Consider the following 12,947-nt stretch of genomic DNA (forward strand, 5'->3'; position numbering starts at 1 on the left):
TATGACGCATACCCTTACCATTGTTGGTATAGGCAATCATAGTATGGATGATTTACCTTTAGGTGTCTATCGCTTTTTGAAACAGCAACAGAGTGTATATGCAAGGACACTCGAACATCCTGTTATTAAAGATTTAAAAAGTGACATTGAATTTAAAAGCTTTGATGACGTGTACGAAAAGTATGATCAATTTGAAGCGGTGTATCAACATATTGTTGAAACTTTAATAGAAGAAACGCGTATACAAGATACTGTTTACGTAGTGCCTGGACATCCTCGTGTAGCTGAAACGACGACTGCTAAATTACTTGATTACAATAAAAATAATGATGATATACATGTAAAGATTTTAGGTGGGAAAAGTTTTATAGATGATATATTTGTCGCAATCGATGAAGATCCTAATGATGGATTTACATTATTAGATGGTACTATTTTGAAAGAAAACACATTAAATATTCGAACACATACTCTCATTACACAAGTATATAGTGCGATGATTGCAGCAGATGTTAAACTCACATTAATGGAACGTTATCCAGACGATTTTAAAGTGAAGATAGTTACAGGCGCTAATAGTCAAGGCGCTAAAGTATTAGAAGTACCGTTATTTGAGTTAGATCATAATGAGGATATGTTTAACAATCTGACAAGTGTATTTGTGCCTAAAATAACGCGTGATGAAGATATGTATACTGATTTTGATTTTGCAGTTTATATTATTGACCATCTAGTGGATGATGAAAAAGGCTGTCCGTGGGATCGTGTGCAAACGCACGAATCACTTAAACGTTATTTATTAGAAGAAACATTTGAATTGTTTGAAGCAATAGATAATGAAGATGATTGGCATATGATTGAAGAACTCGGAGATATCTTATTACAAGTGCTACTTCATGCGAGTATTGGTAAAAAAGAAGGATATATGGATATTAAAGAAGTTATTGAAAGTTTAAATGCTAAAATGATTCGTCGACATCCTCACATATTCGGAGATAAAACAGTTGAAACAATAGAAGATTTAAATGATGTCTGGAAGAATGCAAAAGCAAAAGAAGGTAAAATACCTCGTGTGAAATTTGAGAAAGTATTTGCAGACCATTTTATGACATTGTATGATAAAACCAAAAATAAGGATTTTAATGAAGAAACCCTTAAAAATTATTTACAACAAGGGGAGAATGATAAATGAGATTAGATAAATATTTAAAAGTATCAAGACTTGTAAAACGTCGTACACTTGCTAAAGAAATTAGTGATCAAGGACGTGTAACAATTAACGGTAATGTAGCTAAAGCTGGCACAGATGTAAAAGTGGAAGACGAATTAGTCATTCGTTTTGGACAAAAACGTGTAACGGTTAAAGTAACTGGATTAAGTGAACATGCCTCAAAAGAAAATGCTAAAAATATGTATGAACTGATTAAAGAAGAACGAGTTCAACCATCTGCACAATCTGAAGAAGTGTAGTCTATGATTGAAACGTTTAAAGGAGGTGACAAGTTATGAGTAAAAAGGTAGAACATATTGATAATCAATATACTTCAGAACGAAATCGAAAGAAACAACGTCAACAAAAACGAATGCGTGTCGTTCGTCGAAGAGTAACAGTTTTTGGAGGATTATTATTAGCGATTATTATTATTCTATCTATCATGCTTGTCTTCCAAAAACAAAGTAACAATCAAGCAACAATAGAACGAAAGCATAAAGAAGAACAATTTCAGAAGAAACAAGATGAGGAAATAGCATTAAAAGAAGAGCTTAATAATCTTAACGATAAAGATTATATAGAGAAAGTTGCTCGAGATGACTATTATTTAAGTAACAATGGAGAAATTATTTTTAAATTGCCTAATGATAAATCATCGTCTAATTCTAAATCCTCTAGTAATAATTAAAAAGAGTAGGCAACTTTAAAAATTAAAGTAAAACGCTTAATTTAAAATAATCGTTTTATAGCATTGTGTAAATTTTAAAACAGGAATATAATAAGGTTAAAATTGAAACATTATCGGGAGGATTTATTTAGAATATGTCAATCGAAGTAGGAAACAAGCTAAAAGGTAAAGTGACAGGTATCAAAAAATTTGGTGCGTTTGTAGAATTACCTGAAGGTAAAAGTGGCTTAGTTCATATTAGTGAAGTTGCTGATAATTATGTTGAAAATGTAGAAGATCATTTATCAGTTGGAGATGAAGTGGAGGTAAAAGTTTTATCTATTGCAGATGATGGTAAAATCAGTCTCTCAATTAAAAAAGCGAAAGATCGTCCTCGTCGTCCACATCACAAATCTAATCAAAATAAACCGCCTCAACAAAAAGCAGAAGATTTTGAAAAGAAATTAAGTAATTTCTTAAAAGACAGTGAAGACAAATTGACTTCTATTAAACGTCAAACAGAATCAAGACGTGGTGGTAAAGGATCTAGACGTTAATTATATCTGTGTGAATAAATATAGCTAAGTTAACGGAGCCCTGGTTCCAATCATTTATTCTAGATTAATATGTATTGATAATAACTTAAGGGCATAAGATCATGTAAGATCTATGCCAGGGGTGAGATAAAGAACTGAAATTAAAGTTCTATCTCACTCTTTTTTCGTTATATCAATTATTTAGCCTAAGTCAGGAGGTTCAGTAATGTGAAAGTGAAAACGTCTCTTTGGAAAAAGACGGATCATTTAGCTGTTGCAGTATCTACAGGGATTGATAGTATGTGTTTATTATATAAATTATTAAATGACTTATCACATTCATATCAATCTATAACATGCTTGCATGTAAATCATGGTTTGAGAGATGCATCTGTCGAAGAAGAACGATTTATTAAACAATTCTGCAAGCAACATCAAATCCCCTGTTATGTTAAACAGTTAGATTTATCTAAAATAGTAGAAAAAGGAAAAAGTATTCAATCTGAAGCGAGAGATTTACGTTATCAATGGTTTGATGAGATGATGAGTAAGATAAATGCTGATGTGTTATTAACTGCTCATCATTTAAATGATCAACTTGAAACGATTTTTTATCGCGTTTTTACTGGTCGATCAACACGCAATTCATTAGGGATGAATGAATGTACTGAGCGAAATCATTATTTTATTTGTCGTCCTCTGATAGAGACATATAAAAATGATATAAAACAATATCAAACCATTCACCATGTGCCTTTTTATGAAGATGAATCTAATCACCATAATAAATATGCAAGAAATGACATTCGCAATCGACTTTTACCAGCTATTGATGAAAATAAGGACTTCAATGTGGAACAATTATTAAAGTTGAAACATTGGCATGATATGCAATTACAACTTACACAACAACGAATAAGTTGTTTTATAGAACAACATGTTAACATTTACCTTAATAAAGAACGTATACAATTATCTCGAGCGTCTTTTAATCAACTAGATGAAATTTCAAAAATGATTTTATTAGATCGTTTATTTGAGATGCTTCAGTTAAATAAATCGTTTTCAGAAAAAAATTATAATGAATGGTTCGAACAAATTGAGAGTAAACAATCTCAAATTAAAATTCCCCTCACTGAAAAATGGATAATTCAAATTGCATATGATAAATTTATAATAATGGCTCATTATGAACAATCTCTACTTGAAGAACAAATTGTTACACGTCCTTATACATATCAATTTGGTCATTATTTAATTACAATTCATCCAAATGAGAATGATGAAGCAATAGATTGGCCTCTAACGATTCGAACACGTAGAGATGGAGATAAGTTTAAGTTAAATGGTAGTCATGGACATAAAAAAGTAAGTCGTTTATTTATTGATAAAAAAATTGATAGCATAGAACGTACACAAATACCCATCATTTTAGATGCAAAACAACGAGTGATAGCTATAGGACAACTTTATGTGACGACAAGCTTTAAACATATAATAGATATTAAAAAAATTGGAGATGACTCATAAATGAAAGATGATTTAAAAGATATTTTATTAACTGAAGAAGAAATCCAAGAAATTTGTAAAGATTTAGGTGAACAATTAACGAGAGATTACAAAGATAAACCACTTGTTTGTGTTGGTATCCTTAAAGGTTCAGTTATGTTTATGGCAGATTTAATTAAACGTATTGATACACATTTAGCAATTGATTTTATGGATGTTTCAAGTTATCACGGTGGTACAGAATCAACAGGAGAGGTACAAATTTTAAAAGATTTAAGTGCTTCTATTGAAAACAAAGATGTACTTATTATTGAAGATATTTTAGAAACAGGTACAACTTTAAAATCAATTACTGAATTACTACAATCACGCAAAGTTAACTCATTAGAAATCGTTACATTGTTAGATAAACCGAACCGTCGTAAAGCGGATATTGAAGCCAAATACGTTGGCAAAAAAATACCTGATGAGTTTGTAGTAGGATATGGTTTAGATTATGCTGAGCATTATCGAAATCTTCCTTACATTGGTACATTAAAACCGGAAATTTACAATAAATAAAATTTTATAATGTATTAGCAAATACAATAAATAGAATTTTAAATATAATAACTATACTAACGATATAAATTAGTGTAGACTCATTTTATATTCAAAATTGTCATTTTGTGAAACGACTATACATAGATATGTAAAGCCAAAAACAAAGAATGAGTAAATGATGAATATAAAATAATTAACTAGAATTAGAAAAGCGCTACAAAAGTTGAAATACTAGCCTTTATAAGCTAGATTATGTTACAATTTTTGTTAGCTTTATTATAGAAATAGGAGGAAATGACGCATGCAGAAAGCTTTTCGCAATGTGCTAGTTATCGCAATTATTGGCGTTATTATATTCGGTGTTTTCTCATATATCAATGGTAATGGAAATACACCGAAACAACTTTCCTATTCACAGTTTGTAGAGAAATTGGATAAAGGTGATCTTAAAACTTTAGAAATCCAACCTGAACAAAATGTGTACTTGGTAAGTGGTAAAACTAAAAATGATGAAGATTATTCTTCAACGATTTTATACAATAACGAAAAAGATTTACAACAAATAACAAGTGAAGCTCGTAGCCAAAAAGGATTAGATTTTACAGTTAAAGAAGAAGAAAAACAAAGTGTCTTTGTCAGTATGTTGACAACGCTTATTCCTGTATTAATTATTGCTTTCTTATTTATATTCTTCCTTAGCCAAGCACAAGGTGGCGGCGGTGGAGGTCGTATGATGAACTTTGGTAAATCCAAAGCAAAAATGTACGACAACCAAAAACGTCGTGTTCGCTTCTCAGATGTTGCTGGGGCAGACGAAGAAAAACAAGAGTTAATTGAAATTGTAGATTTCTTAAAAGATAATAAGAAATTTAAGAAAATGGGTTCAAGAATCCCTAAAGGTGTCTTACTTGTAGGCCCACCAGGTACAGGTAAAACATTATTAGCACGTGCCGTTGCAGGTGAAGCTGGAGCTCCATTCTTCTCAATCAGTGGTTCTGACTTCGTTGAAATGTTTGTAGGTGTTGGTGCAAGTCGAGTACGTGATTTATTTGAAAATGCTAAGAAAAATGCACCATGTATTATTTTCATAGACGAAATTGATGCTGTTGGTCGTCAACGTGGTGCAGGTGTTGGTGGCGGTCACGATGAACGTGAACAAACGCTTAACCAATTATTAGTTGAAATGGATGGTTTCGGTGAGAATGAAGGTATCATTATGATTGCAGCAACAAACCGTCCTGACATTTTAGACCCTGCATTATTACGTCCTGGTCGTTTCGATAGACAAATTCAAGTAGGTCGTCCAGATGTTAAAGGTCGTGAAGCGATTCTTCATGTTCATGCTAAAAACAAACCACTTGATGAAACTGTCGATTTAAAAGCTATTTCTCAAAGAACGCCTGGTTTCTCTGGTGCTGATTTAGAAAACCTATTGAACGAAGCATCATTGATTGCCGCACGTGAAGGTAAAAATAAAATTGATATGCGTGATATTGAAGAAGCAACAGACCGAGTGATTGCGGGTCCAGCGAAAAAATCTCGTGTTATTTCTGATAAAGAACGTAATATTGTAGCACATCATGAAGCAGGGCATACAGTCATTGGTATGGTACTTGATGAAGCAGAAGTTGTACACAAAGTAACGATTGTGCCTCGTGGACAAGCAGGTGGTTACGCAATGATGTTACCTAAACAAGACCGTTTCTTAATGACAGAACCAGAATTGTTAGATAAAATTTGTGGTCTTTTAGGTGGTCGTGTATCTGAAGATATTAACTTCCATGAAGTATCAACTGGTGCTTCAAACGACTTTGAAAGAGCAACACAAATTGCACGTTCAATGGTCACTGAATATGGTATGAGTAAGAAATTAGGGCCTTTACAATTCTCTACAAGCGGTGGCGGCCAAGTCTTCTTAGGTAAAGATATGCAAGGTGAACCTAACTATTCAGGCCAAATTGCTTATGAAATTGATAAAGAAGTTCAACGTATTATTAAAGAACAATATGAACGTTGTAAACAAATTTTATTAGAACATGAATCTCAATTGAAACTGATTGCTAAAACATTATTAACTGAAGAAACACTAGTAGCAGAACAAATACGTTCATTATTCTATGATGGTGTTTTACCAACAGTGGATTATGATGCAGCTAAAGTGGTAAAAGATGAAGATAAAGATGATTCTGAGTTCTCAAACGGTAAATATGGTAAATCTTATGATGACATTCGTGAAGAACAACTTGAAGAAGGTCGTAAAGATGAAGCAGAAGACCGCAGAGAAGATGACAGAATCGATCATGATAAAAACAATCATCGTTCAGACCGTAATCAATCTCAAAATCATTCACAACGAAATGATAGAGATGAAACAGGTTATGAACAATCTCCAAATATAGAGCATCCAACAGATTCAAATCATAGAGAATCATAGCTAGTCATAAAAACTCTTTCGACTCGGGTTAAATAACCTTAATCGAAAGAGTTTTTAATATGATATAGGAGCATTATATACCCTAGAGCAAGTTACTTCATATTCTTAAATAAGCAGTGTAAAATAGATATTCTTAATAAAGGATTTAATATTAGATTTTAAAATAAATGAAACAAACGAAATAAAATAACATAAAGGAGAGATTAGAGTAATGACACATGATTATATTGTTAAATCATTGGCTTTTGATGGAGAAGTACGTGCGTATGCTGCATTAACAACTGAATCAGTTCAAGAAGGCCAAACACGTCACTATACATGGCCTACAGCTTCAGCAGCGATGGGGAGAACAATGACAGCAACGTTATTAATGGGGGCAATGTTAAAAGGAGATCAAAAGCTTACTGTCACAGTAGATGGTAAGGGCCCAATTGGTCGAATTATTGCTGATGCAGATGCACAAGGAAATGTCCGTGCATATGTTGACCATCCTCAAACCCATTTTCCACTTAATGATCAAGGTAAATTGGATGTAAGACGAGCAGTAGGTACTGAGGGTGCAATTCAAGTCGTTAAGGATGTAGGAATGAAAGATTATTTCTCAGGCGCAAGTCCAATCGTTTCTGGTGAGCTTGGAGAAGATTTCACTTATTATTTTGCGACAAGTGAACAAACACCGTCATCAGTGGGATTAGGGGTACTTGTTAACCCTGATAATTCTATTAAAGCAGCGGGTGGATTTATTATACAAGTCATGCCAGGCGCTAAAGAAGAAACTATTACTAAATTAGAAAATGCAATTAACCAAATGCAGCCAGTTTCTAAATTGATTGAACAAGGCTTAACACCAGAAGGTATCTTAAATGAAATTTTAGGTGAAGAGAATGTACAAATTTTGGAAACAATGGATGCACAATTTGAATGTAATTGTAGTCATGAAAAATTCCTAAATGCAATTAAAGGTTTAGGTGAAGCAGAAATTGAAGATATGATTAAAGAAGATCATGGTGCTGAGGCCGTGTGTCATTTCTGTGGAAATAAATATCATTATTCTGAAGGCGAACTTCAAGAACTACTTGATACAATAAAAAAATAGTAGAATGTTGATGAGCAATAAACGTATGTTTATTGCTCTTTTTTTATGGGAAGAACTAAATGTAACTAATGAAAGTAAAATATTACATCATATTTAAAGAAATATCTTTGTCTTTTTAGAAAATTCTGATAGAATATAGTTATATCCGATAGAAAAACTAAGTTTTAAATTAGAAAGTTAAAGGAGCGTTTTTTCGATGGCACAAAAACCTGTAGAAAATATTACACAAATTATTGGCAACACACCGGTAGTAAAATTAAGAAACGTAGTAGATGAAGATGCGGCAGATGTATATGTAAAATTAGAGTATCAAAATCCAGGTGGCTCTGTAAAAGACCGTATTGCTTTAGCAATGATTGAAAAAGCTGAAAAAGAAGGGAAAATTAAACCTGGTGATACAATTGTAGAACCAACAAGTGGTAATACTGGTATTGGTTTAGCATTTGTTTGTGCAGCTAAAGGTTATAAAGCAGTATTTACTATGCCTGAAACAATGAGTTCTGAACGTCGCAACTTATTAAAAGCATATGGTGCGGAATTAGTGTTAACACCTGGATCTGAAGCAATGAAAGGTGCTATTAAGAAAGCTAAAGAATTGAAAGAAGAACATGGTTATTTCGAACCTCAACAATTTGAAAATCCAGCTAACCCTGAAGTACATGCATTAACAACTGGTCCTGAATTAGTTGAACAATTTGAAGGCAAACAAATTGATGCTTTCTTAGCAGGTGTTGGTACTGGCGGTACACTATCTGGTGTAGGTAAAGTCTTAAAAGAGAAATATCCTAACGTTGAAATTGTAGCAATTGAACCAGAAGGATCTCCTGTATTAAGTGGTGGAGAACCTGGACCACATAAATTACAAGGTTTAGGTGCTGGCTTTGTACCTGATACTTTAAATACTAATATTTATGATAGTATCATTAAAGTTGGTAATGAAACTGCAATGGAAACATCACGTCGTGTGGCTAAAGAAGAAGGTATCTTAGCAGGTATTTCTTCAGGCGCAGCAATTTATGCAGCAATCGAAAAAGCAAAAGAGTTAGGTAAAGGTAAAACAGTTGTAACAGTATTACCAAGTAATGGTGAACGTTACTTATCTACACCATTATATTCATTCGATGACTAATGATGATATAAGTTGATATTTGAATATCATGTTTTAAATAAGAAATGGCTGGTTTCGTAAAAGGCGGAGCCAGCTATTTTTTAGTATAAAGGTTCTTTTAGTTAACAATACTGAAATATAGACTAAATGAGTGTATCATGTGAGTATACATATTTATTTTTAAAACAAAGGATGATTGATAGTGGGTAAAACAAAAATTATGGGAATCTTAAATGTAACGCCTGATTCATTTTCAGATGGTGGTCAGTATAATTCAATTGATAACGCAGTTACACGTGCTAAAGAAATGATTGATGAAGGCGTAGATATTATTGATGTAGGAGGCGTATCAACAAGACCTGGGCACACAGAAGTGTCTTTAGAAGAAGAAATGCAACGTGTAGTGCCAGTTGTAGAAGAATTAGTAAAACTAAATGTACAAATTTCCATAGATACATATCGCAGTGAAGTTGCTGAAGCTTGTCTAAGATTAGGGGCCACAATGATTAATGACCAATGGGCTGGGTTATATGATCCTCATATTTTAGATGTAGTTGCTAAATATGAAGCGGAAATTGTGTTAATGCATAATGGAGATGGCCAACGTGACCAACCAGTTGTAGAAGAAATGCTATTAACACTTATAAAGCAAGCAAATAAAGCAGAAATGGCAGGGATTCCAAAACATAAAATATGGTTAGATCCTGGAATTGGATTTCCCAAAAGTAGAAAAGAAAAAAATGAAGTAATGGCTCGATTAGATGAATTAGTTGCTACAGAGTATCCAGTTTTATTAGCGACAAGTCGTAAAAGTTTTATTAGAGATATGATTTCTACTGATACGACACCTAAAGAAAGAGATGAGGCCACTGCTGCTACTACTGCCTATGGTATAATGAAAGGCATAAAAGCAGTTCGCGTACATAATGTTGAATTAAATGTACGTTTAGCTCAAGGTATAGATTTTTTGAAGGAGAATGAAAATGAACGACATGATCTTTCTTAAAGGGATGAAGTTTTATGGATATCATGGTGCACTCGCAGCTGAGAATGAAATAGGTCAAATTTTTTTAGTAGACGTAACTTTAAAAGTAGACTTATCAAAAGCGGGGCAGACAGATAATGTTAAAGATACTGTGCATTATGGTGAAGTATTTGAGGATGTAAAAGATATTGTTGAAGGTCCACCTTGCAATTTAATCGAGCATCTAGCTGAACGTATTGCAAAACGTATAAATTCACACTATAATCGTGTAATGGAAACGAAAGTCAGAATCACTAAAGAAAATCCACCTATACCTGGTCATTACGATGGTGTGGGTATTGAAATAGTGAGGGAGAATCGTTAATGGTACAAGCATATTTAGGTTTAGGAAGTAATATTGGTGATAGAAAACAACAACTTCTTAAGGCAATTGATTTAATTGGAAACATTAAGGGTATAAAGGTAACAAAACAATCATCGATATATGAAACTGCACCGATTGGCTATACTGATCAGCCTAATTTCTTGAATTTGTGTTTAGAGATTGAAACCGAGTTGTCACCTCAGCAATTGCTTAAGCATTGTTTAGACATTGAACAACAACTGCATCGAGTAAGAGAAATACGTTGGGGTCCTAGAACATTAGATATAGATATCTTATTATATAGTGATAATATTATTGAAACAGACAATTTAAGTATACCTCACCCACGAATGCAAGAACGTGCTTTTGTACTTATACCGTTGAACGATATTGCATCGGACAAAAAGGATCCACGATTAAATCAGAAAATTCATGATTTAGTTTTTCCAGATGATACGGTTAAGAAATATAAAGATTAAGTGCTAAGATAAGTGCTTAAATTCTTAAGATATAAATATATTTTAAGAATTTAACTATGTGACTATGTATAAAATAGTGAATGGAAAATATTTTACAATATTTTTAATAAGTACATAACATCCATTAATAGTAAAACAGGAAGATTAAAGGAGAGAGAGTAATGTCAGAAGAAATGAATGACCAAATGCAGGTTCGTCGACAAAAATTACAAGAACTTATTGATTTAGGAATTGACCCATTTGGTAAACGCTTTGAACGCACAGCTACTGCAAGTGAATTAAAAGAAAAATGGGATCATTTTTCTAAAGAAGAATTACATGAAAAAGAAGACGAAAGTCATGTTTCTATTGCAGGGCGTTTAATGACAAAACGTGGTAAAGGTAAAGCAGGATTTGCACATGTACAAGATTTAACTGGTCAAATTCAAATTTATGTACGTAAAGATCAAATTGGCGAAGAACCTTTTGATAACCTTTGGAAAACAACGGATTTAGGTGACATTGTAGGTATTGAAGGTGTCATGTTTAAAACAAATACTGGCGAATTATCAGTAAAAGCAAAATCATTTACATTATTATCTAAAGCTTTAAGACCATTACCTGATAAATTTCATGGTTTACAAGATATTGAGCAAAGATATCGCCAACGTTATCTAGATTTAATTACTAACCAAGATAGTACTCGTACATTTATTAACCGTAGTAAAATCATCCAAGAAATGAGAAATTATTTAAATCAAAGAGGTTATTTAGAAGTAGAAACGCCAATGATGCATCAAATCGCTGGTGGTGCTGCAGCTCGACCATTTGTTACCCATCATAATGCACTAGATGCAACGTTATATATGCGTATTGCGATAGAATTACATTTAAAACGATTAATTGTAGGCGGATTAGAAAAAGTTTATGAAATTGGTCGTGTATTCCGTAATGAAGGTGTATCAACACGCCATAATCCTGAGTTTACTATGATAGAGTTATATGAAGCATATGCCGATTATCATGATATTATGGATTTAACAGAATCTATGGTTAGACATATTGCACAAACTGTATTAGGTTCAGCAAAAGTGCAATATAATGGCGAAGAAATTGACTTAGAATCAGATTGGAAACGACTTCATATTGTAGACGCTGTTAAAGAGGCTACAGGTGTAAACTTTTATAATGTGAAAACGGATGAAGAAGCTAAAGCATTAGCTAAAGAGCATGGTATCGAAATTACAGAAAACATGAAATATGGACATATTTTAAATGAATTCTTTGAACAAAAAGTTGAAGAAACATTAATTCAACCTACATTTATTTATGGACATCCAATTGAAATTTCTCCACTTGCTAAGAAAAATCCAGAAGATCCAAGATTTACTGATCGTTTCGAGTTGTTTATTGTAGGTAGAGAACATGCAAATGCTTTCACAGAATTAAATGATCCAATCGATCAACGTGAACGTTTTGAAGCACAACTTGTTGAAAAAGAACAAGGTAACGATGAAGCTCATGAAATGGATGAAGATTACATTGAAGCGCTTGAATACGGTATGCCACCAACAGGCGGACTAGGAATTGGAATTGATCGTTTAGTTATGTTGTTAACAGATTCACCATCTATTAGAGATGTATTATTATTCCCTTACATGAGACAAAAATAAGATCAATATAAATTAAAAGCGTTGCTTGCTAAGGTAAGCAACGCTTTTTTATGAAAAACAAAATGAAAAAAATTAATTAAAAAAGGACTAGATATTATATATATGATGTGGTAGTATACTATGAGTGTTCAAAAATTAAATCCTTTTTTAAAAATTAATTTAAAAAATCTTTAAAAACTTATTGACATTAAACTTTGTTTATTATAAGATATAAAAGTCGTCAAAAACGAAAGTTAATTTTGTAAAACGCTTGTAAAAAGAATTTTAATAAAGTGTAAAATTAACTATTGAAAAATTAATTAATTAGTAATATACTTGTTTAAGTAAGTTGTTGTCTGGTGACAATGGCAAGGAGGTCACA

Annotated in this window: 13 protein-coding genes; all 13 read left to right on the top strand. The window is 32.6% G+C overall.

Going from position 1 to position 12,947, the window contains the following annotated elements; translation table 11 throughout:
- Position 1 precedes the first annotated feature (1 nt).
- The 13 genes from HMPREF2561_RS01200 to lysS all read left to right on the top strand — a co-directional run bounded on the left by HMPREF2561_RS01200 (position 2) and on the right by lysS (position 12,586).
- Positions 2 to 1,192 carry a MazG nucleotide pyrophosphohydrolase domain-containing protein gene (locus HMPREF2561_RS01200; protein ID WP_017176417.1) on the top strand — a complete coding sequence of 397 codons (1,191 nt, stop codon included), beginning with the start codon at positions 2 to 4 and terminating at the stop codon, positions 1,190 to 1,192.
- The gene (locus HMPREF2561_RS01205; protein WP_017176416.1) at positions 1,189 to 1,470 is read left to right on the top strand and encodes an RNA-binding S4 domain-containing protein; all 282 of its coding nucleotides are present in this window, start codon (positions 1,189 to 1,191) and stop codon (positions 1,468 to 1,470) included. Before HMPREF2561_RS01200 ends, HMPREF2561_RS01205 begins: the two co-directional genes overlap by 4 nt.
- 35 nt (positions 1,471 to 1,505) lie before the next feature.
- Positions 1,506 to 1,901, top strand: a complete 396-nt coding sequence (gene divIC, locus HMPREF2561_RS01210; protein ID WP_017176415.1) for a cell division protein DivIC — start codon at positions 1,506 to 1,508, stop codon at positions 1,899 to 1,901.
- A 134-nt stretch (positions 1,902 to 2,035) separates the two neighbouring features.
- The gene (locus HMPREF2561_RS01215) at positions 2,036 to 2,437 is read left to right on the top strand and encodes a S1 domain-containing RNA-binding protein (protein ID WP_017176414.1); all 402 of its coding nucleotides are present in this window, start codon (positions 2,036 to 2,038) and stop codon (positions 2,435 to 2,437) included.
- Positions 2,438 to 2,644: 207 nt separating this feature from the next.
- Complete coding sequence (gene tilS / locus HMPREF2561_RS01220) at positions 2,645 to 3,946, top strand: tRNA lysidine(34) synthetase TilS (RefSeq protein WP_049415663.1); 1,302 nt, start codon at positions 2,645 to 2,647, stop codon at positions 3,944 to 3,946.
- A complete protein-coding gene (hpt, locus tag HMPREF2561_RS01225; RefSeq protein ID WP_017176412.1) occupies positions 3,947 to 4,486 on the top strand; it encodes a hypoxanthine phosphoribosyltransferase in 540 nt (179 codons plus the stop codon).
- A 283-nt stretch (positions 4,487 to 4,769) separates the two neighbouring features.
- Positions 4,770 to 6,902 carry an ATP-dependent zinc metalloprotease FtsH gene (gene ftsH / locus HMPREF2561_RS01230; RefSeq protein ID WP_049415659.1) on the top strand — a complete coding sequence of 711 codons (2,133 nt, stop codon included), beginning with the start codon at positions 4,770 to 4,772 and terminating at the stop codon, positions 6,900 to 6,902.
- A gap of 211 nt (positions 6,903 to 7,113) precedes the next feature.
- Entirely contained in the window at positions 7,114 to 7,998 is an 885-nt protein-coding gene (gene hslO / locus HMPREF2561_RS01235) for an Hsp33 family molecular chaperone HslO (protein WP_017176410.1), read from the top strand.
- A 196-nt stretch (positions 7,999 to 8,194) separates the two neighbouring features.
- On the top strand, positions 8,195 to 9,127 hold the full coding sequence (gene cysK / locus HMPREF2561_RS01240; RefSeq protein ID WP_002449949.1) for a cysteine synthase A: 933 nt from the start codon (positions 8,195 to 8,197) through the stop codon (positions 9,125 to 9,127).
- Between the two features lie 181 nt (positions 9,128 to 9,308).
- Complete coding sequence (gene folP, locus HMPREF2561_RS01245) at positions 9,309 to 10,112, top strand: dihydropteroate synthase (protein WP_017176409.1); 804 nt, start codon at positions 9,309 to 9,311, stop codon at positions 10,110 to 10,112.
- The gene (folB, locus tag HMPREF2561_RS01250) at positions 10,090 to 10,455 is read left to right on the top strand and encodes a dihydroneopterin aldolase (RefSeq protein ID WP_017176408.1); all 366 of its coding nucleotides are present in this window, start codon (positions 10,090 to 10,092) and stop codon (positions 10,453 to 10,455) included. The genes folP and folB overlap by 23 nt, the downstream gene beginning before the upstream one ends.
- Positions 10,455 to 10,934: a 2-amino-4-hydroxy-6-hydroxymethyldihydropteridine diphosphokinase gene (folK, locus tag HMPREF2561_RS01255; RefSeq protein WP_017176407.1), complete on the top strand. Its 480-nt coding sequence runs from the start codon at positions 10,455 to 10,457 to the stop codon at positions 10,932 to 10,934. The genes folB and folK overlap by 1 nt, the downstream gene beginning before the upstream one ends.
- A gap of 161 nt (positions 10,935 to 11,095) precedes the next feature.
- A complete protein-coding gene (gene lysS, locus HMPREF2561_RS01260; protein ID WP_017176406.1) occupies positions 11,096 to 12,586 on the top strand; it encodes a lysine--tRNA ligase in 1,491 nt (496 codons plus the stop codon).
- Positions 12,587 to 12,947 lie beyond the last annotated feature (361 nt).

Source organism: Staphylococcus sp. HMSC069E10 (assembly GCF_001809205.1).
GTDB classification, from domain to species: Bacteria; Bacillota; Bacilli; order Staphylococcales; family Staphylococcaceae; genus Staphylococcus; species Staphylococcus hominis.